The following is a 24,004-nucleotide window of genomic DNA, read 5'->3' on the forward strand; positions in this document are numbered from 1 at the left end:
CCTTCCGTATATCGGGACCCGATCGAGGCCGGTTCAGGGCGGCACATGGGGACTCAGGTACCGGCAAACCCCCATCACTGTCGGCGCTACCGGTAGACTGGAAGCCAATCCCGCCCCAATGTGGGGACCGCCCGGGAAAAGCTGAGCAACGCTGATCAAGGCTGACCAACGCAACATGCCGCAGCCGCTCCGGCAACCTGCCGACGAGCTTGGCTCGTGCTGTGCCAGAAAGGGCGCTTCGTGGCCGATTCCGGCAACCCCAACGAGAACATCCCGTCCACCGACGCCGGCGTGAACGGCGGAGCCGCAGAACCGGGCGCGGCCGCCGCCTCCTACGACGCCAGCGCCATCACCGTGCTCGAAGGGCTGGACGCGGTCCGCAAGCGACCCGGCATGTACATCGGTTCCACCGGTGAGCGCGGCCTCCACCACCTCGTCTACGAGGTGGTGGACAACTCCGTCGACGAGGCCCTGGCCGGCTACGCGGACACGATCGACGTGACGATCCTGCCCGACGGCGGTGTCCGCGTGGTCGACAACGGCCGCGGCATCCCGGTGGGCATCGTGGCCTCCGAGGGCAAGCCGGCCCTCGAGGTCGTGCTCACCGTGCTGCACGCGGGCGGCAAGTTCGGCGGCGGCGGCTACGCGGTCTCCGGCGGTCTGCACGGTGTCGGTGTGTCCGTCGTGAACGCCCTGTCGTCCAGGGTCTCCGTCGAGGTGAAGACCGACGGCCACCGCTGGACGCAGGACTACAAGATGGGCGTCCCGACGGCCCCGCTGGTCCAGCACGAGGCCTGCGAGGAGACCGGCACGTCGGTCACGTTCTGGGCCGACCCGGACATCTTCGAGACCACCGAGTACTCCTTCGAGACGCTGTCGCGGCGCTTCCAGGAGATGGCGTTCCTCAACAAGGGCCTGACGATCAAGCTCACCGACGAGCGCGAGTCGGCGAAGGCGACGAGCGGCGCGGACGAGGCGGGTGCGGACGAGAAGGCCGAGGTCAAGGCGGTCACGTACCACTACGAGGGCGGCATCGTCGACTTCGTGAAGTACCTCAACTCCCGCAAGGGGGACGTGGTCCACCCGACGGTGATCGACCTGGAGGCCGAGGACAAGGACAAGAGCCTGTCCCTCGAGGTCGCGATGCAGTGGAACAGCGGCTACAGCGAGGGCGTGTACTCCTTCGCGAACATCATCCACACCCACGAGGGCGGTACGCACGAGGAGGGCTTCCGCGCGGCCCTCACCAGCCTGATCAACAAGTACGCACGCGACAAGAAGCTGCTGCGCGAGAAGGACGACAACCTCACCGGCGACGACATCCGCGAGGGTCTGACCGCGATCATCTCGGTCAAGCTGAGCGAGCCTCAGTTCGAGGGCCAGACGAAGACCAAGCTGGGCAACACGGAGGCGAAGACCTTCGTGCAGCGGGCGGTCTACGAGCACCTCAACGACTGGCTGGACCGCAACCCGGTGGAGGCCGCGGACATCATCCGCAAGGGCATCCAGGCGGCCACCGCGCGCGTGGCGGCCCGCAAGGCGCGCGACCTGACCCGCCGCAAGGGCCTGCTGGAGTCGGCGTCCCTGCCGGGCAAGCTGTCCGACTGCCAGTCGAACGACCCCACCAAGTGCGAGATCTTCATCGTCGAGGGTGACTCCGCCGGCGGTTCGGCCAAGTCCGGCCGCAACCCGCAGTACCAGGCGATCCTCCCGATCCGCGGCAAGATCCTCAACGTCGAGAAGGCCAGGATCGACAAGATCCTGCAGAACCAGGAGATCCAGGCGCTGATCTCCGCCTTCGGCACGGGTGTGCACGAGGACTTCGACATCGAGAAGCTCCGCTATCACAAGATCATCCTGATGGCGGACGCCGACGTCGACGGCCAGCACATCAGCACGCTGCTGCTGACCTTCCTGTTCCGTTTCATGCGGCCGCTGGTCGAGGCCGGGCACGTGTACCTGTCCCGTCCCCCGCTCTACAAGATCAAGTGGGGCCGGGACGACATCGAGTACGCGTACTCGGACCGCGAGCGCGACGCGCTGATCGAGATGGGCCGCCAGCGCGGCAAGCGCGTCCGCGAGGACTCGATCCAGCGCTTCAAGGGCCTCGGCGAGATGAACGCCGAGGAGCTGCGCGTGACCACGATGGACCAGGAGCACCGGGTCCTCGGCCAGGTCACCCTCGACGACGCCGCCCAGGCCGACGACCTGTTCTCGGTCCTGATGGGCGAGGACGTCGAGGCGCGCCGTCAGTTCATCCAGCGCAACGCCAAGGACGTCCGGTTCCTCGACATCTGAGTCGGTCTCAGCTGACCGCACCAGGAAGGATCTTCACCAGCAATGGCCGACGAGAACACTCCCGCGACGCCTGAGACCGAGGGCGGCGAACTCGCGATGCGCGTCGAGCCCGTCGGGCTCGAGACGGAGATGCAGCGCTCGTACCTGGACTACGCGATGTCCGTCATCGTGTCCCGCGCGCTGCCCGACGTCCGTGACGGTCTCAAGCCCGTCCACCGCCGCGTGCTGTACGCGATGTACGACGGCGGCTACCGCCCCGAGCGCGGCTTCTACAAGTGCGCCCGTGTCGTCGGCGACGTCATGGGCAACTACCACCCGCACGGCGACTCCTCGATCTACGACGCGCTGGTCCGCCTCGCGCAGCCGTGGTCGATGCGGATGCCGCTGGTGGACTCCAACGGCAACTTCGGCTCCCCGGGCAACGACCCGGCGGCGGCGATGCGCTACACCGAGTGCAAGATGGCGCCGCTGTCGATGGAGATGGTCCGTGACATCGACGAGGAGACCGTCGACTTCACGGACAACTACGACGGCCGCTCCCAGGAGCCGACCGTCCTGCCGTCCCGGTTCCCGAACCTGCTGATCAACGGTTCGGCCGGCATCGCGGTCGGCATGGCGACCAACATCCCGCCGCACAACCTGCGCGAGGTCGCGTCCGGCGCCCAGTGGTACCTGGAGAACCCGGAGGCCTCGCACGAGGAGCTGCTGGACGCGCTCATGGAGCGCATCAAGGGCCCCGACTTCCCGACCGGCGCGCTCGTCGTGGGCCGCAAGGGCATCGAGGAGGCGTACCGCACCGGGCGCGGCTCGATCACCATGCGCGCGGTGGTCGAGGTGGAGGAGATCCAGGGCCGCCAGTGCCTGGTGGTCACCGAGCTGCCGTACCAGGTGAACCCGGACAACCTGGCGCAGAAGATCGCCGACCTGGTGAAGGACGGCAAGATCGGCGGCATCGCGGACGTCCGCGACGAGACGTCGTCCCGTACGGGCCAGCGCCTGGTCATCGTCCTGAAGCGGGACGCGGTCGCCAAGGTCGTCCTGAACAACCTGTACAAGCACACCGACCTGCAGACGAACTTCGGCGCGAACATGCTGGCGCTCGTCGACGGCGTGCCGCGCACCCTCTCCCTGGACGCGTTCATCCGCCACTGGGTGACGCACCAGATCGAGGTCATCGTCCGCCGGACGCGCTTCCGGCTGCGCAAGGCCGAGGAGCGGGCGCACATCCTGCGCGGTCTGCTCAAGGCCCTGGACGCCATCGACGAGGTCATCGCGCTGATCCGGCGCAGTGAGACCGTCGAGATCGCCCGCGGCGGCCTGATGGAGCTCCTGGAGATCGACGAGATCCAGGCCAACGCCATCCTCGAGATGCAGCTGCGCCGGCTGGCCGCCCTGGAGCGGCAGAAGATCGTCCAGGAGCACGACGAGCTCCAGGCGAAGATCAACGAGTACAACGCGATCCTCGCCTCGCCGGTCCGCCAGCGGGGGATCGTCAGCGAGGAGCTGGCCGCGATCGTCGAGAAGTTCGGCGACGACCGCAAGAGCACGCTGATCCCGTACGACGGTGACATGTCCATCGAGGACCTGATCGCCGAGGAGGACATCGTCGTCACGGTGTCGCGCGGCGGCTACGTCAAGCGGACGAAGACGGACGACTACCGGGCGCAGAAGCGCGGCGGCAAGGGCGTGCGCGGCACGAAGCTGAAGGAAGACGACATCGTCGACCACTTCTTCGTCTCCACCACGCACCACTGGCTGCTGTTCTTCACGAACAAGGGCCGGGTGTACCGGGCGAAGGCCTACGAGCTGCCCGAGGCCGGCCGGGACGCGCGCGGGCAGCACGTGGCGAACCTGCTCGCCTTCCAGCCGGACGAGGCGATCGCCGAGATCCTCGCGATCCGCGACTACGAGGCGGCGCCGTACCTGGTGCTGGCCACCAAGTCCGGTCTGGTCAAGAAGACGCCTCTGAAGGATTACGATTCGCCCCGCTCCGGCGGTGTGATCGCGATCAACCTGCGGGAGCGGGAGGACGGTACCGACGACGAACTGATCGGCGCCGAACTCGTCTCGGCCGACGACGATCTGCTGCTGATCAGCAGGAAGGCACAGTCGATCAGGTTCACCGCCACGGACGACACGCTGCGTCCGATGGGCCGTGCCACCTCGGGTGTCAAGGGCATGAGTTTCCGGGAGGGCGACGAGCTTCTCTCGATGAATGTTGTTCGACCCGGTACGTTCGTGTTCACTGCGACGGACGGCGGGTACGCGAAGCGGACCGCTGTCGACGAGTACCGCGTCCAGGGTCGCGGCGGCCTCGGCATCAAGGCCGCCAAGATCGTGGAGGACCGCGGATCACTCGTCGGCGCGCTGGTGGTCGAGGAGACGGACGAGATCCTCGCCATCACGCTGTCCGGCGGTGTGATTCGTACGCGAGTCAACGAGGTCAGGGAGACGGGCCGTGACACCATGGGCGTCCAACTGATCAACCTGGGCAAGCGCGATGCCGTCGTCGGTATCGCACGTAACGCCGAGGCGGGACGCGAGGCGGAGGAGGTCGACGGCGACGATGCCGTCACCGAGACCGCCGAAGGTGCCGCGACCACCGGCACGGACGAGGGTGAGGCGCCCTCGGCCGAGTAGCACGAGGAGTGAGTCATCGTGAGCGGAGCCACGGGCGCCGGATCGGCCGGTCCCTCCACGGGTACGGAGACGGACGGCGGCGGCCGTGGCTCCGCCGCGCACGGGGCCGGTGCGGCGGCGGATCCGCACACGACGCAGCTCAGGCCGGTGAAGGCGTCCGCGAAGGACGCGCCGCCGGCCGGCACGCAGGGATCCCAGGGGGGAACCGTGACGGACACCCGAGACCCGCAGCACCAGCACGCCGCGGGGCCGGCCGAGGCGCAGCCGGCGTCCCCGCTGCCCGGTGACCGGCGCTCCGAGCAGGCCGCCGGGCCCTACCACCCCCCGCAGGCCTACGCGGCGCAGGCTCCCGCCGGCGCGGTGCGCCGTCCGCGCACCGGCGCGCGCACCGCGCCGCGCGTCCGCAAGGCGCGGCTGCGGGTCGCGAAGGCCGACCCGTGGTCGGTGATGAAGGTCAGCTTCCTGCTCTCCATCGCGCTGGGCATCTGCACGGTCGTCGCCTCGGCGGTGCTGTGGATGGTCATGGACGCGATGGGCGTGTTCTCGACGGTGGGCGGCACCATCTCGGAGGCGACCGGCTCGAACGAGGCGAACGGCTTCGACCTGCAGGCCTTCCTGTCGCTGCCGCACGTCCTGACGTTCGCGGTGATCATCGCCGTCATCGACGTCGTCCTGGCCACGGCCCTGGCGACGCTCGCCGCGTTCATCTACAACCTCTCCGCGGGCTTCGTCGGCGGCGTCGAACTGACGCTGGCCGAGGACGAGTGAACCGATTTTGGGACTCCCGCCTTCGTGCGCTAATCTTCAGGAGTCAGCGCGCGGGACACACACCGCAGAGCGCGGCGGGGCTATAGCTCAGTTGGTTAGAGCGCATCCCTGATAAGGATGAGGCCACAGGTTCAAATCCTGTTAGCCCCACCAGCGAGAAGACCCCCAGTCGGCAACGGCTGGGGGTCTTTGACATCCATGGCTGACATCAGCCGATGAGTGGATCTTCCAAAAGCTCGGCGAGCATGCCCACCGCTTCCCGCTCGCTGTCGCCGACCACGTGCGTATAGACGTCCATGGTCATGCTGATCTGACTGTGCCGCAGGATCGCCTGAGCCACCTTGGGGTGCACCTTCAAAAAGGCCAGCAGGGTGCCGCAGGTATGCCGAGCGAGGCGCACCGTGATCCGGCGAACACCAGCGCGCTTGACGAGCCGATCGAAGGTGCGGGAGAAGCCCACCGGGTCGATCAGGCCGCCGTGCTCGGAGGAGAAGATCAGGTCCTGGTCCGGCTCCTGGGACCAGTGCTCACCGGCGATCTTCCGTTCCAGCTCTTGGAGCTCCCGGCGCTCGTCCAGGACCCGAGCGCAGAACTCCGGGAGCGGGAGGACGGCCTGGGAGGACTCCGTCTTGAGGTCCTTGAGGACCAGGCCCACGCCCTTGACCCGCTGCACCTGCTTGACCGGGGTGAAGTGGCCGGCCTCGAAGTCGATGTCCTGCCAGCGCAGGCCAAGCACCTCGCTGCGGCGGAGGCCGAGGACAAGGACGAGGACGCAGGCCGCGTAGAGGCGGTGAGCGCGGACGGAGCGAAGGAACGCGATCGCCTCTCGTGCGTTCCACGCCGTGCCCTTGTCCTTGGTCACCTTGGGCATGTCGACCAGGAGGGCGACGTTGCGCGTGACCAGCTCCTCGCGCATGGCCCGGTTGAGCGCGTTGCGGAGGACGCGGAGGACCTCGAAGCGGGCGGAGGCACCAACCTTTTCCCGCGCCAGCGTGGCCATGAAGGCGCGGATCTGTGCCGGGGTGAGCTTGACCAGCGGCTTCTTACCGAGGTGAGGCACGAGGTAGAGCCTCACCTTGGACTCGTACTTGACGTACGTGTTGTGCTCGCGCTCCGGAGCGACGATGTGCTCCAGCCAGTAGGTCATCCACTCGCCGAGCGTCCAGGACCGGGACGGCACCGGGATGCCGTTGCGCTCCTGGTCTTGGAGCTTGCCGAGCTTCTCGTTGGCCTCGTCCCAGGTCCGGCCGTACACGTACTTGCGCACCCGGTTGCCGTCCGTGTCGGTCACGTACGCGGCGCCCTGGTAGCGACCATCGGACCGCTTGGTGATCGTGCCGCCGCCATTGGGCCGACGCTTCGCCATCAGGCAGCCTCTCCGATCTGAGCAGTAATGAAGTCGTGCACCGCCTGGTCCGGGATGCGCCGGCACCCGTCGACCTTGATGGACATGAGGCGGTGCGTGCGGATCAGGTCGTAGACCTTGGTACGGCCCACCTTCAGCCGCGCCATGACCTCGGGCACGGTCAGCAGGACAGGGGCGGCAGTGGTCATGCGTCGGCTCCTTCCAGGGCGGGCAAGGCATGTAGCTCTTCGCGGGCGATCTCGCGGTTGTGCTGGATGTCGCGGCGGATGTTGGCGGCGAGCCAGGATTCGCCGGGTGTGTGGCCGTGGCCGGCGTAGGTCCAGTGGGCGAGGGTGAGGGTGGTTGCTTCCTCGTCGTCGGGGTCGGGCAGGCCGAGTGCGGCGCGTTGTTGGGCGGCGCGGTAGTCGGCGCGGACCTGGCGGAGTGCGCCGAGGGTGGTGGAGTAGCGGCGGGACTTGGTGGAGAAGTGGCCGCGGAAGCCGAGCATGTGTGCCCAGTCGCGTAACTTCCGGTCTGGGTAGAGCGGGTGCAGGTCGAGGCACGCGGCGATGAGCCGGGCCGGATGGTCGGGGACGCCGAGGAGGGCCAGGGCCTCTTTATTGCCGATGCGGCGGTCGACGGTGCCGGTGGTCTCGGCGGCTTTGGTGGCGTACTTGGCGACGTAGGAGGCGACGGCCTGTTCGGTGATCTCCTCGCCCTGGCCGAAGGCGCCGATTGGCTGCACGTCGAGCTGGACGCCCCAGCGCAGGGTGCGGGCTGGCTGGTCCCCGGACGGAGGTACGTCGACGGCGACGCGGGCGGCGGCGGCGTGTATGGCGTCGGTGAGCAGGTCGAGGGTGGCCCAGGCCGGGGGCGGCGAGTCGGGTCCTTCTGGTCCGTCGAAGCGGATGACGGCGTGGAAGTGGACGGCTCCGCGCTTTTGGTACTCGGCGACCTTGCCGAAGGAGACGCGGGACTGTTCGTGTGCGGCTTTCTGGGTGAGTCCGGCTCTCTTAGCGATTTCGCGGCGGAGGTAGATCGTGAAGTAGCGCCACAGGTCGGAGGCGTGGTTGTTCCACAGCACGGCGCCCACGTAGTCGTAGGTGTCCGGGTCGAGCGGGGTGCCGAGGTCGGGGGCGTCCTCCTGGTGGTGGGTGCCGCAGCGGCAGGGCCGGTTGCCGGGCCGGTTGTGGACCGGGCCGAACGAGGGCGCGGTGAGGGTGGCGAAGACGCGGGGGTGGTCGCGGATGGTCTCGGGGGTGCCCTTGGCGGAGTCGCCGACGAGGCCGGCGCGGATGAGGTGGTAGGTGTCGCCCGCGTAGGTCCAGGCGCAGGCCGGGCAGCGGGAGGCTCGCCGGTTGCCGCAGGCCACACGGAGGACGCCGCCGGGTTCGGTGTCGGTGGAGTAGGAGTGCAGCACGTGGCCGGTGGCCGCGTCGCGGGTGACGGTCGAGCCCGTCAGGCGGATGGGGTCGGTGCAGCCGCCGGTGCGGCGGATCTGGTCTTGGATGCGGTCGAAGCCGGTGGACCCGGCCAGCCTCAGCACGTCCGCGAGGGTGGCCGGGTCCAGGCCCGCCAGGGTGGCGGCATCGGTCACGCGGCACCCTCCGGAGCGGTTTCGGCGATCCGGTCGAGGGCCGAGGCGGCTTCCTCGGCGACGCGTGCCAGGGCGCGCAGAGCGTCGGCAGTGCCCGGACGGGCGATCAGGGCAAGGTCGACGAACTCTCCCCCGACACGCAGGCTGACGAAGCCCTCGTCCTCGGGCGTGGGGGCGAACACGCTCAGGCGGGCGGTGGTGTCCGGCTCCAGGTGGGCGGAGGTGGTGATCGTCCTCATGGCTGCGGTCACCTCCCCGCGCGGGCGAGGCGGGCGGCAGGCGTGGTGCCCGAACCCTTGCAGGCCGGGCAGGTGACGCGGAGGGTGACGCGGGTGCCGTCGCGGTGCCGAGCACCAGTCGTGATGTGGGCGGTGGCATGGCCATCGCAGTCGCGGCAGACGCGCGTCTTGGGGGCGTGCTGGGGCATCATGGGGCTTCCCTTTCGGGTCCGTTGGATCTGGAAGTGGTGCAGGCGCCCGGAGCGGCGGAAGTTTGGCGACCGAGGCCGTTCCGGGGGCCGTTATGGGCGGGTGTTGCGTCTGCCGTGGCCCTTGACCGCGTACATCGCCGCGTCGGCGGCAGCCAGGGCGTCGGTGAGAGTCCGTACCGGCAGGTGAGAGCAGTAGCAGCGGCCCACCGATGCCGAGACCGGCAGGGTGCGGCCGTCGTGTTCGAGCGGCCCGTCCAGCGCGAGCTGCAGGGCGTGGAGGCTGGGGGTGCGGCCGGGGTCGGTGATGATCGCGGCGAACTCGTCTCCGCCGAGGCGGGCGGCGATCCCGTAGCGGCCACACCAGGTGTTCAATCGGCGGGCGGTGGCGGTGAGAACCGCGTCTCCTGCGGCGTGGCCGTGGGTGTCGTTGGTGGCCTTGAAGTCGTCCAGGTCGATCAGCAGGACCAGGGCTGCGGGGTGCTTGGCGAGCAGGTGTTCGGCGCGGGTGGTCCATCCGGCGCGGGTGTGCAGGCCGGTCAGCGGATCACGGCGGGCAGTGGCCAGGCGGCGGACGAGGAGGCCGCCGTGGACGGCCCAGCCCAGCGTGGGTAACGCGGCGGCGATGACGTGGGTGTCCATCGTTCAGCGTCCCTTTCGCAGGTCGGTGATGAGGAAGCGGAGCACCACGGCGGTCACGGCGACCGACACGGCGGTGATGGCGACGGCCAGGAGCATGGAGACGAGGACGGCGCCGACGACCAGGACCACAGCCCCACAACCGGCCGCGAGGGCGAGAGCGCTGCCGGGGGTGAGCTGGACGGCCGGACGCTGGGAGACCGGCGCGGGGACGACCGCGGCCGGGGCCTGAACCGCGGGGACCTGAGCGGCCATCTGCGCCGGGGTGGCGGTCGGTGCGGGGGCGGTGTCCGGGGGCGGGTACTTCGGTGTGAACACGGGATCTTCCTCCTGTCAGGCGTTGCAGCGGTGGGTGCGGGCGGCGAGTTCGGCGGCGGAGCGGTCGCGGTGTTCGGTGGAGAAGCCGCAGCCGGGGGCGGTGCAGGCGGCGGTGTGCTTGGTCTTGCCGCGGCCGTTGTTGTAGGTGCCGACCTCGACCGGGCCGACGCGGATCACGTTGTAGAAGCGGTTCGGGCGCACGGGCTGATCCCCTCTCGGTTTCAGGTGAGTTGGAGTTGGGCGGCGATGGCTTGGCAGGTCGGTGCGGGCAGGCCGAGCCGGGCGGTGAGCGCGTCGGCGGTGATCGGCTCGCCCGTGCTGTTGCGGTGGGCGTCGGCGATCGAACGGGCGTGGTCGAGCAGTGCCGGCGGAACGGCCGGGGCGGCGGCCGAAGGCTTCACAGGCGCCGGGGCCAGTTCCGGAGCCGGGACCGGGGCCGGGGGCACCGGTTCGGGGGTGTCGGTGCGGTGCACCTCGACTTCCGGGGAGGCCGGTTCTTCGTCCGGCTCCGGCTCCACGGCGGCCGGGACGGGGGCGTGGACGAGGAGGGTGCCGCCGAGGAAGGCGAGGGCGGGCCATCCGGCGACGAGGATGCGCAGCCAGGCGGGCACCTGGTGCAGGTCGAGCAGCCCGGCGGTGGCGACGTTGGCGCCGAGCGAGGCCGCCAGGGCGATGGCGAACCAGGTCCACGAGGACCGGTCCCGGCCGGCGCGCAGCCGACGCCAGGCGGCGACCAGGAGCAGGTCCACCGAGACCGGATAAGCCCATGCCTTCCATCCGGACTGCCCGGCCGCCGCCGCCAGGTCGTGCAGGTGCGCGAAGGACAGAGCACCAGCGATCACGGCCTGAATCAGGACGGCATCAGGGCGCAGCGAGCGGTTCACAGCGATACCCCTTACTCCGTGACCGGCCGTGGCTTGACCAGCGACGGACCCGTCTCCGGGGCGTCGGCGGGCACGTGTGGGCGAAACCGGTCCAGGGCGGGAAGGTCGGGCACCAGGTGGGCGAACTCCCGGCACGCCGCCTTGGCCTCATCCCGGGAGGTGTGGGGGGTGCGGATCTTTGCCCAGCCACCGGAGGAGTCGGCCGCCACGGCGGTGCCGGGCCGTTCCGCAGGGATAAGGGAGGCGGCCGCCACCGCATCCGGAGCCACGTCGGCGAGGCCCATTTCGGCGGTCTGCTTGTCGTTGACCCGGTGCACCACCCGGCCCGTGAGCTGGGCGCGCAGCATGGTCGCGCCCTTGCCCAGCTCGGAGCCGAAGCGCTGCCCGCACACCTCCAGGTAGATCCCGACCGCGCGGGCCATCTGCGCCAGCCGGATCAACGCGGTGACGATCCGCTCCCGCCGCTCCTCATCCTTCTTCGAGGAGATCAGGAACAGCTCCGCCACCTCGTCGACCAGGACGACGACGGGCACCGGCCGTAACCGCTCGGGCAGGTCCCACATGTCCGAGACGCCGTGCGCGCTCAGCAGGTCGAAGCGGGACTCCATCTCGCCCACCAGCACATCGAGCAGCGCGGCCGAGTCGTCCGGGGTGGTGACCAGGGCCGACAGCCGGGGCGCGTACGCGGAGTGCTCGACACCGCGCTTACAGTCGATCCCGACCAGCGCCACCGGCAGCCGCGCCAAACCCTTGATCAAGTTCCGCTGATAGACGGACTTGCCCGAGCTGTTCGCGCCGAGCGTCAGCGCCATGGGCACCTGGCGGTAGTCCCGGACGAACGCCGTGCCGTCCTCCCGCAGCGCCACCGGAACCGCCAGACCCTCAGAGCGAGCCCCGCGCGGCATCCGGACCTGACGCAGCACGTCATAGCCGGTCATCCGCAGCTCGACGTACCCCGGCTTGGTCTCGGCGATCGTCACCGAGTGCACGCCCCAGGCATGCCGCAGCCGCTCCGAGGCCGCCATCAGGTCGGCAGGTTCCAGGCCGGCGGGAAGCCGCAGCGTCACCCGCAGCCCGGTCGACGTACCCCGGACCCGGCGCACCTTCGGCGGGACCGGCAGCACCTCCCGGCGGGCCACGTTCCGGGCGAGAAAGGCCCGCATCCGCGACGGCTGCACCGTCAGCCCGCACACGTCCATCGTGGAGCGGTAGGTGAAGGTGAACCGGCCCCAGGTGACCGGCAGCCCGACCAGCGACCAGTACACGCGCGGAGCGCGCACCTTCGCGTAGCCCAGACCGCCGGCCCCTGCGAGGACTCCCGTGGTCTCCAGGACCATGGACACGTCGGTCATGGTCAGGCCACCGGGGTGATCGCGACCGCGCGGAACGAGATGCCGTGCCGCTTCTGGCCGTTGAACTCGTTCTCCCAGTCCCGGGCCTTCAGGCCGACCACCTTCACCGGCATGCCCGGCGCCAGACCCTCCGGGTAGCCGGTCTCCGGGACGGTGACCTGGTAGAGGTTCCCCTCCCCCTCGTCCGAGACCAGTAGGCCCACCGTCGACAGGGCGGCACCGGTCTCCCGGTCCAGCGCCCGCTCACCGGTCTTGGCGTTGGCCAGCTTCGGCGTCGGCGCGGTCGCCACGAACACCACAGCAGTCGACGTGTCGATCTTGAAAGACGGCATGAAGCACTCCCTTTGAGTCGAGATCTGAGGGCAGCACGAAAAGGCCCCCAGTCGCCACTGTCCTAGGACTGCGAGCGACCTGAAGAGACTTTGGCACGCAGTCCTGGGACTGTCAACAGTCCTGGGACTGTGCTTGACTTGGTGTGTCGAGAGGAGTCGGACGATGACGCCCAAGTGGCGCGAGCTGGCGGACAAGCTGGCTGAGCAGATCAAGCGGGGTGACTACGCGCCGGGCCAGCAGCTTCCGCAGATCAGGGAGCTAGTTGCAGAGGGCGAGGGCTCAAAGTCCACCGTTCACCAGGCCTACAAGGCTCTTGAGGCCGAGGGCCTGGTCACGTCCTCTCGCGGACACGGCACAGTCGTGCGCGAGCGGGTCCCGCTCAAGCGACTCGGCATTGCCAGGTACGACAAGGCGAAGTGGCGTGACGGCGACGAGGTGGCGTTCATCGCCGACCGTGTGGCCTCTGGCCGCAGCTACCGCCGGAACGAGCAGACGCAGACGGTCAGCCTGGTGGAAGCCCCGCCAGCGGTAGCAGCTGCGCACGGCCTCCCCGAAGGCGCCGAGGTATACGCGCGAGCGAGGCTGGTGAAGGAAGGCGACCAGCCGACCCACACCCTGACCAGCTACTACCGGCCCGAGCACGTCGAAGGCACACGGCTGGTGGACCCGACCCCGGGACCGGCCGGCCGAGGTGGTGGCTTCCGGGTGCTGTATGACGCGGGCTACGAGATCGACCACATGAAGGAAGAGCTGTTCGCCAGAGCTCCCACGCCCGATGAAGTGAAGCTCTTGCAGCTTCCGCCGGGCGAACCTGTCGTTGAGTTGCATCGGACGACCTACACGGCTTCTGGCACAGTGGTCGAGTTCGCGATCGGTGTGCACGCGGCTTCGCGCTTCGCCTGGGAGTACGACTTCAAGGTCCCCGACTCGGCGAAGGACAAGAAGGGGCAGTGATGATCTCTGCACAGGCATGGGCCGACACTCGCCGCCTGTGGGACTACCACCAGATGGGCCACACTCTCCGGCCATGCTCAGTCGCCATCGGGCTGGGCAGTCACGACCTGGGTGTGGCCGAGACCGCGGTAGACCTGTACAAGCGCGGCATGGCTCCACTGCTTGTGTTCACGGGAGCCACCAGCCCCACGACGCGGGACCGCATGCCCCGAGGGGAAGCCGTGCACTACCGAGAGCGCGCGCTTGAGCTTGGCGTCCCCGACTCGGCCATCCTTGTGGAGCCGCGTGCGCGGAACACGGGGGAGAACATCCGCTTCTCCCGAGAGCTGTTGGAAGAGGCCGACGTCGACGTGTCCTCCGTCCTGCTGATCAGCAAGCCGTACGAGGAGAGGCGGGCCTACGCCACCGCACGCAAGCTGTGGCCCGCCGTCGAGATTGTCAGCGCCTCCAGCCCGATGACGCTGGAGGAGTACGTCGACTCCATCGGGGAGGCCCGGTTGGTCATCGACATGCTTGTAGGAGCGCTACAGCGCCTGCTGATCTACCCGGCGCAGGGCTTCATGATCAGCCAGTCCGTGCCGGACGACGTACTCGAGGCCTACGACCGGCTGTGCCACGCGGGCTTCACCGGCCGACTCCTGGTTACTGACCAGCCCTCTGCCTAAACCGCACTGGTTCCCGACCTATCAGCCCCTGTGCTGTTACAGATTTCTCTACCTCATCAAGCCCCGGCTGCGCTCCGCTCCGCCGGGCGCGCTCCCGGCTCCGCTGCGGGCGCCGCTCCTGCCTCCGGCCCGCTCCGCCCGCGCTGCGCCGACGCGCGCCCACATGTGGGTAGGGCCGGTGGCCATGAGTCGATCACCGCTCAGAGTGGCCTGCGGTCAAGGCAATGCCTCCGGCGGGGGATCGGCCGGCACCGGGATGGAGGGGGCGCCGTTCCCGGCCGCGGGTTGGTAGTGGCGTGCGTGGTGCTCCCCTCCCGTCCACCGTCGACCCAGGCAGAGCCGAGCAGACGCGGCCCATGGCGTCCAGGTCGTTCGTACAGTGGCGCGCTCCACCTGGACGCCATGAACCACGCCCGCTCCACGGTGTGTGGGTCGACGGCGGACGGGATGGGAGCTGGGGTAGTTGGTGGCTTAGGTGGTGCAGGCGAAGTGATTGGCGTCCCGGGCGGGCATGAAGCTCCGCCCACGCCATGCATCGTGCCCAATCCTTGTGTCGCCGAACTGATCACGCTCGTCGGGATGGCGTAGGTGCAGGTCAATGCACTGACTGATCAGGTGGTGGCTGCCGTGTTTCACGTGAAACACGGCGTCGCTGATGTCATAAATGCCGATCGACGGGGGATAGCAATCGGGTGCCCGGCTGACGCGGGAGGCGCCCACTGTGAGGCTGGACCACTTTTCGTTTTTAGTGACCTTGGTCACTCTCTAAAACCGGGCAATTGCCTCAAAGGCCTATGTCACACGCAACAATCGTTGCTATAGAGTGCGTCCGTTGTCGGTGGCGTGTGGTATGAGCTCACATTGCAGCAGGTCAGGCGGGTGACACTCAGTGCCCCTCAGCGTCTCAACCCAGCTGGAGTTAGTCATCGTCACTATCGAGGATGACATCAGTGATTCGCAGTTCGGCAGACCCTTGCTGTCGGGGGCGTGCCATACCTTTGGACTACCAACACCGAAGGGCGCGCCCGCCTTTGGGAAGAGGAACCGGGCGCGCCCTTCTGACAACCAAGGAGGACGTATGCCCATCCCGGGTCTTGGTGGACTGTCGGTGCTCGACACCCACCTGCTTGAAACTGTCGCACGCGGGACTGACAGCCGCAAGAAGATCATGGTCCCGCTGGCCGTGGTCATGGCGTGCGTGATCAACGGCGACACAATGATTGGTGTTCTCCGCCAGGCAACGTGGCTGGTCGTGGCAGTGATCGTTCTGCTTGTCGTGCAGACGATCTCAGGGCGCCTTCCCCAGCCGAATGTCAAGCCCCGTCGGCGTGCCTGACACCAACGGCTGACACCAACAGCGTCGAACGCCAACGGACGAGAGCGGCCCCCAGCGGTCAATAGAACGTCGCCAGACTTGGATCCCTCCACATCTCGGGGGGCCGTGATCGACCTGATAAGGATGAGGCCACAGGTTCAAATCCTGTTAGCCCCACCAGCGAGAAGACCCCCAGTCGGGAACGGCTGGGGGTCTTTGACATTCATGGTCATGCTGATCTTGCTGTGCCGGGCGAGGCGCGCCGTGATCCTGCGGACTCCGGCCCGTGCCGCGCGCTCGCCGCGGCGGCTGTGAAAATCACTGTCCGATCGTCGGAACGCGGTGATAGGGAGTCCCTGTGACGACGACACTTGCGTTCCCCGTTCTGTTGCGACTGATCGACGAACGGTCGAGCGCCTTCCGCGCCGCGGTGGCCTCCGCGCCCAGCCTCGACGTGCAGGTGCCGACCTGCCCGGAGTGGACGCTGTTCGATCTGGTGCAGCACATCGGCGAGGGGCGCCGCTCCTGGGCCGCAACCGTAGCCGCGGGGCCTGCCGCTCCGGCCAAGTGCGTCCCGGAGGGCGCCCCGGCTGCGCCTCGGGAGCGCGAGGCCGTGCCGGCCTGGTTGGCCGCGTCGACGCAGGAGTTGCTGGACGCACTGCGGGAGGCCGGCCCGGATCGCGGTTGCTGGACGTGGTGGGGCGCGTCGCAGTCGCCGCAGACCTGTGGCGCCGTCGCCCGGCACCAGCTCCAGCAGATCGCGGTGCACACCTACGACGCCCAGGTCACTGTGGGTGCCCCGGAGCCGTTGCCGGATGAGGTGGCACTCGACGGTGTCGAGGAGTTCCTGTTCACCTGCGTCGCAACGACGAGTGCCTGGCCGCACAAGCCCACCGCCTTCGACTTCCACGCCACCGAGGGCCACTCCTGGCGCCTGACGGTCGACGGCGGCGGCGCACGCTCCACCCGTATCGCCGCGCCCGGCACGACGCCTGTCGCCGCTGCCGACGAGGGCCCGAACGCGGCCGGCGTCTCCGTCCGCGGCACGGCCAGTGAGCTGGTCCTCTTCGTGTACGACCGTATCCCGGCGGACTCACTGCAGATCGACGGAGACGCAGGCTTGTTCGACCTGCTCCGCGCGTGGGAACCGGAGGAGTAGGACCGGTGATCGACCGCGGCGCAGGGGCCGTTGGCCGATGTCGGCAGAGCCCCGTGATCGACCCGAATAGGGATGAGGCCACAGGTTCAACCCGGTTCGCCGGGCGCCCCGCACGATGAACCGGGACGGTTGCTTCCGGGTACGGAGAAACCCGATCGCTGGCGACGGGGGATGCACCAGCGATCGGGCTATGGCCAAGGGTAACAAGGTTGGCGGGGTTCCGGGAGGCAACCGGCTTGTTGAGCCCGGGAGTTGGCCGATCTTGTTCGGTCAGTGGCGGCACGGCGGGTCGTAGGACAGCCGGGGCAGGTACTCGTGCCACCGCTGGGGGGTCAGGACGCCCCGGGTGAGCGAGCAGATGTGCCGGATCGCCGCGCCGGCGTCCAGCCGCCACAGCCTGACCGTGTCCGTGCCGCTCGACACCCCGAGCACATGGCTGTTCGGGCTGAAGGACAGGAAGTTGCCGGTCCGGGCGTACGGGCTCATCGACTGGCCGATGGGGCCCGCCGCGGCCGGGTCGCCGACCTTCCAGAGGCGGACCGTGTTGTCGTTGCCGCCGCTCGCCAGGACCTGGCCGGACTCGCCGAACGTCAGCGAGGTCACCGCCTCGGTGTGGCCGGTGAGCGGGGCGCCGAGCGCCCTGGCGCCACGCGGGTCGGTGACGTTCCACAGCCGCACGGTGTCGTCGTCGCTGCCGCTGGCCAGCGTGTGCCCGTCGGGGCTGTAGGCGAGCGCGTTGACGGGACCGGAGTGCTCCGTGAGCGGGTGGGCGAGCGGGGTGGCGTGCGCGGGGTCGGTGACGTCCCACAGGCGGATGGTGCTGTCCGCGCTGCCGCTGGCCAGGGTGTGGCCGTCCGGGCTGAAGGCGAGCGCGTTGATGTAGCCCCGGTGACCGGTGACGGGCCCGCCGAGCGGGGTGGCGTGGGCGGGGTCGCTGACGTTCCACAGCTGGAAGCGGTGGTCGTCGTAGGCGGTCGCCAGGATGTGGCCGTCCGGGCTGAACGCCAGCGCGTCGGGGCCCATGAAGCGGGTCTGCTGGGGGAGGGGCGGCCCGGCGGAGACCGGGTGGGCCGGATCGGCGACGTTCCACAGGGCCACCGTCCGGTTCCCGGTGAGCACGGCGAGGGTGCGGCCGTCCGGGGAGTACAGCAGGGAACGGTCCCTGCCGTCCGCCCGCATGAACGGCCTGCTCAGGGCCACGGGCCGGCCGGGCGCCGCCACGTTCCACAGCCGGATCCTGCCGTCGCGCGCGGCCGTCGCCAGCACCTTGCCGTCCGGGCGGAACGCTCCGCTCCGGCCGGTCATGTCCGACGTCGGAACCGACCACAGGCGGGCCTTGCCGTCCCCGCTGCCGGTGGCGAGGGTACGGCCGTCGGGGCTGAACCCCAGGGCGTACATCTCGCCGCTGCTGCCCGCGAGCGGCTCGCCGACCTGCGAGGGGGAGGCGGGGTCGGACACGTTCCACAGGCTGGCCGTGCTGTCCGCGCTGGCGGCGGCCAGCCGGCCCCCGTCAGGGCTGAACGCCACGGACCAGATCGGGCCGGTGTGCCCGGTGAGCGGCGAGCCGAGCGGGGCCGCGCGGCCGGGATCGGCGACGTTCCACAGCCGGATGGTGTCGTCCGCGCTGCCGCTGGCGAGGGTGCGCCCGTCGGGGCTGAAGGCCACCGAGTGCACGATGTCCGTGTGACCGGTCAGCCGCCCGGGGATCCGCCGGGGGTGCCGGGGATCGGAGGTGTTCCACAGCAGGATCGTGTCGTCGTCGCCGCCCGCCGCGAGGGTGCGGCCGTCCGGGCTGAACGCCACGCTGCGCACCGCGGCGCTGTGCCCCTCCAGCTTGCCGAGCGGCTTCGGCCGGCGTGGGTCGGCCACGTCCCACAGGCGTACGGTCCTGTCCTCGCCGGCGCTGGCGAGGGTGCGTCCGTCGGGGCTGAAGGCGACCAGGTAGATGGTGCCCCGGTGACCGGTCAGGGGTTTGCCGAGCGGGGCGGGGCGGGCCGGGTCCCGCACGTCCCACAGCCGGATCGTGCCGTCGTCCCCGGCGCTCGCCAGGGTGCGCCCACCGGGGCTGAAGACGGCGCTGCTCACCCAGCCGGTGTGCCCGGTGAGGGGCTTGCCGAGCGGCTCGGGGCGGCTCCGGTCGGCCACGTCCCACAGACGCACGGTCCGGTCGTAGCTGGCCGTGGCCAGTGTCCTGCCGTCCGGGCTGAACGAGGTGAGGTACACGGCGCCGGTGTGGCCGGCCAGCGGGGTGGCCAGGGGGGCGTTCACGATCGAGATCAGCCTGCTGAACGTGCCCTCGTCGCCCGGGCGCAGGTCGTGGGCGACCAGGTCGAGCTGGGCGGCCAGCGAGGGGTCCGAGTGCTGCACCCGGTCCGCCTCGGCGAGCACCTGTTCGAAGACGGCGTCGTCCCGCTGCTGCCACGCCACCACCGCCGAGCCGGCCGCGAGCACCGCGAGGACCACCAGCGCCGCCACCGCGGCGCGGCTGATCAGCACCGTCCGCCGGCGCAGCCGCACCGAGGCGGCCAGGAACTGCACCGCGCTGCGCGTGAGATAGGTGTCCCCGGCGGACTTCGCCCAGGCGCGGGCCTGTTCCAGGCGGGAGCCGCGGTAGAGCAGCGAGCTGTCCCGGCCCGTCGCCTCCCAGGCCCGGCCGTCCTCCTCCAGCCGCTGGCGCAGCAGATGGTCGCCGCGGTCCTCGTCGATCCAGTGGCGCAGCCGCGGCCAGGCGTGCAGCAGCGCCTCGTGGGTGATCTCCACGGTCTCCGCGTCGAGCGTCACCAGGCGGGCGCGCACCAGCGCCTCCAACGACTCCTCCGTCTTGCCGGGGTCCGCCGACTCCTGGGCCAGCTGGCGCCGCGTGCCGCGCCGGCGCGTGGCCTGGGTGTCCTCGCCCAGCCGGACGAGCCGCAGCAGGAGCAGCCGGGCGGCCGTGCGGGCGGCGGGGTCGAGGCCGGACCAGGCGCGTTCGGCGGTCGCCGCGACCGCCCCCTGGATGCCGCCCGCCGCGCGGTAGCCGGCCAGGGTCAGGCGGCCCGCCTTCCGGCGCTGCCAGGTCGCGAGCAGGGCGTGCGAGAGCAGCGGCAGCACGCCGGCGTCGTGCGCCCCGCGCGGGCCGTCGGCGCTCACCTCCCGCACGATCAGCTCGGCCAGCCCCGGCTCCAGTTCCAGCCCGACCGCCTTGGCCGGGCCGGTCACCGCCTCGCGCAGCTCCGCCGTGGTCAGCGGCCCGAGCACCATGTGCCGGTGCTGCAGCGCGTCGGCCAGCTCCGGGTAGCCGAGGCACTGCTCGTAGAAGTCGGCGCGGATGCCGAGGACGACCAGGACCGGGGCGGGCCCGGAGGCGCCCTCCGGCGGGGTGCAGGCCGCGTGCAGGAACTGGAGGAACGCGCGGCGGCCGGGCTCGTCGGAGCAGAGGGTGAAGGTCTCCTCGAACTGGTCGACGATGAGGACGGGGCGGGGGGCGTCCTCGCGGGAGGGATCGGCCGGAAGGGCGGCGGGGGCGTCCGGCAGCGGGTCGTCACCCGGTGCGGCTTCGGGAGCCGGTCCCTCGTCCGGCGCCGTGTCCCCGCCCAGGCGACGCTCGCCGGCGTCCCCGAAGGCCGCATCCTCGGCCGGGAGTTCGCCCGGGGCCGGGTCGCCGATCGCCCCGGCGCGTTCGGGCGCCCCCCGCCGCGCCCAGGCGGCGACCGCCTCCCGCACCGCGCGGGCGAAGTGCGGGGCGTCGGAGCCCGGTGCCGAGGGGTTCACCGCCGCCTCCGCCTCCGCCCTGCGCGCGTCGGCGGCGACGGGGGCGAGTTCGGGGATGCGGCGGGTCAGTTCGGCGAGCGGATCGGCGCCCGGTACCAACTGCAGGACGGTGCCCGGCCCTTCGCCGTTCTCCGCGAGCGCCCCGTCCCGCAGCGCCGGCACCAGGCCGGCGTTCAGCAGGGACGACTTCCCGGCCCCCGAGGCACCGACCAGCATGATCAGCCCGCCGGTCTTCTCCGCCGCGCGCAACTGCTCCACCAGGGCGTCCGTGCTGCGCTCCCGCCCGAAGAACCAGCGGGCGTCCTCCTGGCGGTACGGGGCGAGTCCCCGGTAGGGGCAGACACCGCCGGCGACGGGCGGGGCCTGGGCCGGCGGCCGCCGGTTCTCCTCCGCGGGCGGCGCGGGGCGGTCGCCGGCCGGGTCCGCCAGCGCGCGCTCCCACAGCCGTTGCCAGTGGGTGAGGTCGTACAGGCCGCCGGAGACGGGGACGGGCCGGGCGCGCCGCGCCTCGGGGATCAGGATGTGCAGGACGGCCGCCAGGGCGGTGAACTGGGCCGGTACGTTCTTGGCCCGCCGCCAGTCGCTGATCCGCTGGGCGGACACCCGCACGGGGCGCCCGCGCTCGTCCACCCGCTGCAGCCGTACGACCCCGTCGGACACGCTCTTCAGGGGAGGGTTTCCGGCTTCCTTGTACAGCAGTGCGAGGCGTTCGGCGAAGGCTGTGCGTGCCCCTGAGTCGGAACCCAAGGTGCCACCCCTTACTCCCCCCGCATCTGGACGTCCGGACCGGAAAACTCACCCTATACGGCTGACCTGCGGCGAAGCCCTGGAACGGACACCGGAACCTCGTCGCCGGACACCCCGCGTGGCAGGATCACGACGCGGTAGCGGACCCATCACACACCGTCCGGACAGGCCACCGGCCCGGCGCGCGCAAGCGCGGCCGAGGGCAGCGAACGTTCTCGGTCAACTTCCGCCGAAGGCGCCGGAGACACCGGATCGCGCTCCGGACACTCCGGGACACCTTCGGACATCGACGGACACCACGGACGACCAGACCTCGGCCCCCGCCGGCGCGCCGACCCGGCGGGGGCCGACACCACCCGCTCCGTCCGGCACCGGTCCCCACGAGGGGAGGGACCGGTGCCGGACGGGCGGTCCGTGCCGCCGCGGGGTGACGCCCGCCGGGCGAACGCCGGTTGGCCGGGCCGTTCACCGGGCAGGGACGTCCTGGAGGTCATCTACGGCTGGAGGGACGTATGGAGGTCCGCGTCGACCGTTCCCTGTGCTACGGCTCCGCGGAGTGCGCGCACCGGGCCCCGTCCGTGTTCGCGTTCGAGGACGGCTACGGCGTCGTACGGCCCGGCCGGGAGGGGGCCGGGGACGATCCCCAGGTGCGCGAAGCGGCCGAGAAGTGCCCGTCGCAGGCCGTCGTGCTCACCGAGTAGCCGCGGTTGCGCCGCCGGGCGCCGGATAGGTCCAGCCGAACTCGGCCAGCGCCCGCGCCCTCGCCTCCGCCACCGCCATGCGCGCGTCCCGCTCGGCGGGGTCGACGTGGGCGGACTGCCCGGTCACCTGCCCCGCCCACTTCCGGTACAGCAGCCCGGGCTCCGCGGTGAACCACCCGCGGCTGACCGCGTTCAGCGCCAGCAGCAGCCCCGTGTCCTCCGAGGCCGGCAGGGCCATCCAGCCGCCCAGGGCCGTCAGCAGCTCCCGGCGGACGCAGAGCGTCGCCGGATGGACCTGGGCCCGGTACCCGTTCTCCCGCCAGAAGCGCAGCACGGCCCCGCGCTCGACCGGACCCTCGACGGGGTCGCCGGGGAAACCCGCCGTGGAGCCGTCGGGCAGCAGGTCCAGGGCCCGGGACGTCGTCCAGCCGATCGTGCGGTCGGCCTCCAGGACCGCCAGGTCCCGGGCGAGCGCGCCCGGTGTCAGCCGGTCGTCGGCGTCCAGGACCTTCACGTACGCGCCGTCGGCGCGGGCCAGCGCGATGGTGCGCGCCACGCCGGGCCCGCCGGGCCGCCCCTGGCGGAAGCTCACCCGCCCGTCGTCCGGGACGTGTGGGCGTACCTCGTCCGTCGTGCCGTCCTCCTGGATCACCCAGTGCCACTCCCAGCCGTCGGGGAGCCGCTGCCCGGCCAGCGAGGCGTAGGCGTCCGGCAGGTGGTGGGCGGCAGGGGCGTGGACAGCGGTGACTACGGTGATGCGCCGGGTCACGGCGGCGTTCACCACCTTTCCGGACGGAAGGAGTGCGGAGGAGTGCCGAGGAGTGCGGCTGCGGTCCCTGGGTCCTCCGGTCCCGGGGCCCGGCCCAGGCTACGGCCGGGCGGCGGGCGCGTGCACCGTGCCCCGGGCAGCGCGAAACCCCCGGCCGAGCTGGCCGGGGGTCTGTGTCCGTGTCGACTGAAGGGTACGCAAGTCGCCGTCTTGTCGAAACGTCTGCGTTCTGCGGGCTGCCCGGTGATCAGCAGTCGAGCGGTGCGGTGAGCCGGTCCGCGGTGTTGGATCCGTCGGCCGGCTTCGTCTCCGGCGTCTCGTGCGTCTCGCTCGCCTCGCTCGTCTCGGTGAGGGGGCGGTGCCGGCACCGGGGGGCCTTTCCGTGGGCCTCGGCCCGGATGCGCTGCTTCATCGTGGGGGGCAGTGCCCTGCCGTTCGCCAGGGACCAGGGGTTCAGTGAGGGGATCGCGGGGACCGTCCGCTCCGCGGTGCTGCCCTGCGGGCTCTCGCTGCGGGGCTCGGCCGGCGCGGCCGCCGCGGTGGTCGCGGTGACGAGTCCGAGCGCCGTGCACAGCGCGAGGAAGGCGGTGACGATGGCGGTCCACAGCTTCACGACCTTGTTTCCGGTCATGACCCCTCACTTTCGGGTTGGGCGATTTGCGTACTTTGTTCATGATGTGTATGGGGGCCGTGAAGTGGTGGACCGACGCCCGTGGCGCGTCGATGTTCCGATGAACACCACCCGGATGGACGCAGGAGGCCCGGAAAGCCGCCGAAGAAGGAAGAGAGTGGACGAAAAGGGGGCAAAGTGACGCGCCGTGAGGGTCCGATCACCCCCGGTCGCAGCGGCGCGGACCCGGCCTACTGCGCGGACGGGGGCGGGAGTTGAGGCCCGGCGCAGGTCACCGATCGATATCGGCCGGTGTGTATAGTCGGGCGCCAGAGGTCCCCTACGTCAAGGAAAGACGAGGTCGCGCGGTGAAGAAGCTGCTCCTGGTCGCACTGGCCGCCATCGGCGGGCTCCTCGTGTACCGCCAGATCCAGGCGGATCGCGCCGAGCAGGACCTGTGGACGGAGGCGACTGACTCCGTGCCCACGGGTTCGTGAGTACCGATCCCAGAATCTGATCAAGCCCCGGCCGCCCGAGCGGTCGGGGCTTTGTGTTGCCCCGGCGGGCCGCGCACACCGCTCGTGTTGCCGGTCCCCGGCGAGTGGTGTACGCGCCGCGGAGACGGACTCCGCAGAGGCCCGGCGTTTCGGACGGCCGTACGGATTCCCCGGATGGCGCAGCGGCGGGCGGGGCAGGATGGGCGCGACCGGATGCGCGGGTGCGGAGCGGAAGC

The 24,004-nt window shown here is 70.6% G+C and carries 24 protein-coding genes and 1 tRNA gene; 10 read left to right on the plus strand and 15 right to left on the minus strand.

Annotated elements, in window-relative coordinates; all coding sequences use genetic code 11:
• Positions 1-216 precede the first annotated feature (216 nt).
• The 4 genes from gyrB to AQJ66_RS17215 all read left to right on the plus strand — a co-directional run bounded on the left by gyrB (position 217) and on the right by AQJ66_RS17215 (position 5,859).
• A complete protein-coding gene (gyrB, locus tag AQJ66_RS17200) occupies positions 217-2,298 on the plus strand; it encodes a DNA topoisomerase (ATP-hydrolyzing) subunit B (RefSeq protein WP_061922250.1) in 2,082 nt (693 codons plus the stop codon).
• Positions 2,299-2,340: 42 nt separating this feature from the next.
• Entirely contained in the window at positions 2,341-4,938 is a 2,598-nt protein-coding gene (gene gyrA / locus AQJ66_RS17205) for a DNA gyrase subunit A (RefSeq protein ID WP_061922252.1), read from the plus strand.
• Between the two features lie 18 nt (positions 4,939-4,956).
• Entirely contained in the window at positions 4,957-5,706 is a 750-nt protein-coding gene (locus tag AQJ66_RS17210; RefSeq protein WP_061922255.1) for a DUF3566 domain-containing protein, read from the plus strand.
• Between the two features lie 76 nt (positions 5,707-5,782).
• Positions 5,783-5,859 (plus strand) — tRNA-Ile (locus AQJ66_RS17215).
• Positions 5,860-5,914: 55 nt separating this feature from the next.
• Here the strand turns inward: AQJ66_RS17215 and AQJ66_RS17220 are convergent.
• From AQJ66_RS17220 to AQJ66_RS17270, 11 genes are all read right to left on the minus strand, one after another.
• Positions 5,915-7,072: a tyrosine-type recombinase/integrase gene (locus AQJ66_RS17220; protein ID WP_061922259.1), complete on the minus strand. Its 1,158-nt coding sequence runs from the start codon at positions 7,070-7,072 to the stop codon at positions 5,915-5,917.
• Positions 7,072-7,260: a helix-turn-helix domain-containing protein gene (locus AQJ66_RS17225; RefSeq protein ID WP_061922262.1), complete on the minus strand. Its 189-nt coding sequence runs from the start codon at positions 7,258-7,260 to the stop codon at positions 7,072-7,074. The genes AQJ66_RS17220 and AQJ66_RS17225 overlap by 1 nt, the downstream gene beginning before the upstream one ends.
• The gene (repSA, locus tag AQJ66_RS17230) at positions 7,257-8,648 is read right to left on the minus strand and encodes a replication initiator protein RepSA (protein ID WP_061922265.1); all 1,392 of its coding nucleotides are present in this window, start codon (positions 8,646-8,648) and stop codon (positions 7,257-7,259) included. Before repSA ends, AQJ66_RS17225 begins: the two co-directional genes overlap by 4 nt.
• Positions 8,645-8,887, minus strand: coding sequence for a hypothetical protein (locus AQJ66_RS17235; RefSeq protein ID WP_061922268.1), 243 nt, complete (start codon positions 8,885-8,887; stop codon positions 8,645-8,647). Before AQJ66_RS17235 ends, repSA begins: the two co-directional genes overlap by 4 nt.
• A gap of 8 nt (positions 8,888-8,895) precedes the next feature.
• Positions 8,896-9,075: a hypothetical protein gene (locus AQJ66_RS40070; RefSeq protein WP_061922577.1), complete on the minus strand. Its 180-nt coding sequence runs from the start codon at positions 9,073-9,075 to the stop codon at positions 8,896-8,898.
• A gap of 93 nt (positions 9,076-9,168) precedes the next feature.
• Positions 9,169-9,717 carry a GGDEF domain-containing protein gene (locus AQJ66_RS17245; protein WP_061922271.1) on the minus strand — a complete coding sequence of 183 codons (549 nt, stop codon included), beginning with the start codon at positions 9,715-9,717 and terminating at the stop codon, positions 9,169-9,171.
• Positions 9,718-9,720: 3 nt separating this feature from the next.
• Positions 9,721-10,032, minus strand: a complete 312-nt coding sequence (locus AQJ66_RS17250; RefSeq protein ID WP_061922274.1) for a hypothetical protein — start codon at positions 10,030-10,032, stop codon at positions 9,721-9,723.
• A 15-nt stretch (positions 10,033-10,047) separates the two neighbouring features.
• The gene (locus AQJ66_RS17255) at positions 10,048-10,233 is read right to left on the minus strand and encodes a mobile element transfer protein (RefSeq protein ID WP_061922277.1); all 186 of its coding nucleotides are present in this window, start codon (positions 10,231-10,233) and stop codon (positions 10,048-10,050) included.
• Between the two features lie 20 nt (positions 10,234-10,253).
• Positions 10,254-10,916, minus strand: coding sequence for a DUF2637 domain-containing protein (locus tag AQJ66_RS17260; protein ID WP_061922280.1), 663 nt, complete (start codon positions 10,914-10,916; stop codon positions 10,254-10,256).
• A gap of 11 nt (positions 10,917-10,927) precedes the next feature.
• The gene (locus AQJ66_RS17265) at positions 10,928-12,268 is read right to left on the minus strand and encodes an FtsK/SpoIIIE domain-containing protein (protein ID WP_061922283.1); all 1,341 of its coding nucleotides are present in this window, start codon (positions 12,266-12,268) and stop codon (positions 10,928-10,930) included.
• Positions 12,269-12,270: 2 nt separating this feature from the next.
• Positions 12,271-12,600, minus strand: a complete 330-nt coding sequence (locus tag AQJ66_RS17270; protein ID WP_061922285.1) for an SCO3933 family regulatory protein — start codon at positions 12,598-12,600, stop codon at positions 12,271-12,273.
• Between the two features lie 163 nt (positions 12,601-12,763).
• Between AQJ66_RS17270 and AQJ66_RS17275 the strand changes: the two genes are divergently transcribed.
• Both AQJ66_RS17275 and AQJ66_RS17280 read left to right on the plus strand, forming a co-directional pair.
• Complete coding sequence (locus AQJ66_RS17275) at positions 12,764-13,555, plus strand: GntR family transcriptional regulator (protein ID WP_061922288.1); 792 nt, start codon at positions 12,764-12,766, stop codon at positions 13,553-13,555.
• Positions 13,555-14,220: a YdcF family protein gene (locus AQJ66_RS17280; RefSeq protein WP_061922579.1), complete on the plus strand. Its 666-nt coding sequence runs from the start codon at positions 13,555-13,557 to the stop codon at positions 14,218-14,220. Before AQJ66_RS17275 ends, AQJ66_RS17280 begins: the two co-directional genes overlap by 1 nt.
• 471 nt (positions 14,221-14,691) lie before the next feature.
• Here AQJ66_RS17280 and AQJ66_RS17285 read toward each other — a convergent pair whose 3' ends face one another.
• On the minus strand, positions 14,692-14,982 hold the full coding sequence (locus AQJ66_RS17285) for a hypothetical protein (RefSeq protein WP_159052576.1): 291 nt from the start codon (positions 14,980-14,982) through the stop codon (positions 14,692-14,694).
• A gap of 316 nt (positions 14,983-15,298) precedes the next feature.
• Between AQJ66_RS17285 and AQJ66_RS17290 the strand changes: the two genes are divergently transcribed.
• Both AQJ66_RS17290 and AQJ66_RS17295 read left to right on the plus strand, forming a co-directional pair.
• Positions 15,299-15,556 carry a hypothetical protein gene (locus tag AQJ66_RS17290; RefSeq protein WP_061922293.1) on the plus strand — a complete coding sequence of 86 codons (258 nt, stop codon included), beginning with the start codon at positions 15,299-15,301 and terminating at the stop codon, positions 15,554-15,556.
• Positions 15,557-15,893: 337 nt separating this feature from the next.
• Positions 15,894-16,694, plus strand: a complete 801-nt coding sequence (locus AQJ66_RS17295) for a maleylpyruvate isomerase N-terminal domain-containing protein (RefSeq protein WP_061922296.1) — start codon at positions 15,894-15,896, stop codon at positions 16,692-16,694.
• A 270-nt stretch (positions 16,695-16,964) separates the two neighbouring features.
• Here the strand turns inward: AQJ66_RS17295 and AQJ66_RS17300 are convergent, their stop codons facing one another.
• Positions 16,965-21,191 carry a WD40 repeat domain-containing protein gene (locus AQJ66_RS17300; RefSeq protein WP_061922299.1) on the minus strand — a complete coding sequence of 1,409 codons (4,227 nt, stop codon included), beginning with the start codon at positions 21,189-21,191 and terminating at the stop codon, positions 16,965-16,967.
• A 512-nt stretch (positions 21,192-21,703) separates the two neighbouring features.
• On the opposite strand from AQJ66_RS17300, the gene AQJ66_RS17305 reads away from it, so the two are divergent.
• The gene (locus tag AQJ66_RS17305; protein ID WP_061922302.1) at positions 21,704-21,892 is read left to right on the plus strand and encodes a ferredoxin; all 189 of its coding nucleotides are present in this window, start codon (positions 21,704-21,706) and stop codon (positions 21,890-21,892) included.
• On the opposite strand, the gene AQJ66_RS17310 is transcribed toward AQJ66_RS17305, so the two are convergent.
• Entirely contained in the window at positions 21,882-22,661 is a 780-nt protein-coding gene (locus AQJ66_RS17310) for a glycosyltransferase (protein WP_061922582.1), read from the minus strand. The two genes, AQJ66_RS17305 and AQJ66_RS17310, sit on opposite strands and share 11 nt — an antisense overlap.
• Positions 22,662-22,908: 247 nt before the next feature.
• Positions 22,909-23,292, minus strand: a complete 384-nt coding sequence (locus tag AQJ66_RS17315) for a DUF6344 domain-containing protein (protein WP_061922305.1) — start codon at positions 23,290-23,292, stop codon at positions 22,909-22,911.
• 347 nt (positions 23,293-23,639) lie between these two features.
• On the opposite strand from AQJ66_RS17315, the gene AQJ66_RS40075 reads away from it, so the two are divergent.
• On the plus strand, positions 23,640-23,768 hold the full coding sequence (locus AQJ66_RS40075) for a DLW-39 family protein (protein ID WP_003999697.1): 129 nt from the start codon (positions 23,640-23,642) through the stop codon (positions 23,766-23,768).
• Positions 23,769-24,004 lie beyond the last annotated feature (236 nt).

The sequence above is a fragment of the Streptomyces bungoensis genome, assembly GCF_001514215.1.
Taxonomy (GTDB): Bacteria; Actinomycetota; Actinomycetes; order Streptomycetales; family Streptomycetaceae; genus Streptomyces; species Streptomyces bungoensis.

Coding starts and splice junctions, on each gene's coding strand:
- AQJ66_RS17220 (WP_061922259.1), bottom strand. CDS start 7,072: ATGGCGAAGCGTCGGCCCAATGGCGGCGGCACGATCACCAAGCGGTCC.
- AQJ66_RS40070 (WP_061922577.1), bottom strand. CDS start 9,075: ATGCCCCAGCACGCCCCCAAGACGCGCGTCTGCCGCGACTGCGATGGC.
- AQJ66_RS17245 (WP_061922271.1), bottom strand. CDS start 9,717: ATGGACACCCACGTCATCGCCGCCGCGTTACCCACGCTGGGCTGGGCC.
- AQJ66_RS17265 (WP_061922283.1), bottom strand. CDS start 12,268: ATGACCGACGTGTCCATGGTCCTGGAGACCACGGGAGTCCTCGCAGGG.
- AQJ66_RS17290 (WP_061922293.1), top strand. CDS start 15,299: ATGCCCATCCCGGGTCTTGGTGGACTGTCGGTGCTCGACACCCACCTG.
- AQJ66_RS17270 (WP_061922285.1), bottom strand. CDS start 12,600: ATGCCGTCTTTCAAGATCGACACGTCGACTGCTGTGGTGTTCGTGGCG.
- AQJ66_RS17225 (WP_061922262.1), bottom strand. CDS start 7,260: ATGACCACTGCCGCCCCTGTCCTGCTGACCGTGCCCGAGGTCATGGCG.
- AQJ66_RS17280 (WP_061922579.1), top strand. CDS start 13,555: ATGATCTCTGCACAGGCATGGGCCGACACTCGCCGCCTGTGGGACTAC.
- gyrA (WP_061922252.1), top strand. CDS start 2,341: ATGGCCGACGAGAACACTCCCGCGACGCCTGAGACCGAGGGCGGCGAA.
- AQJ66_RS17305 (WP_061922302.1), top strand. CDS start 21,704: ATGGAGGTCCGCGTCGACCGTTCCCTGTGCTACGGCTCCGCGGAGTGC.
- AQJ66_RS17275 (WP_061922288.1), top strand. CDS start 12,764: ATGACGCCCAAGTGGCGCGAGCTGGCGGACAAGCTGGCTGAGCAGATC.
- AQJ66_RS17235 (WP_061922268.1), bottom strand. CDS start 8,887: ATGAGGACGATCACCACCTCCGCCCACCTGGAGCCGGACACCACCGCC.
- AQJ66_RS17315 (WP_061922305.1), bottom strand. CDS start 23,292: ATGACCGGAAACAAGGTCGTGAAGCTGTGGACCGCCATCGTCACCGCC.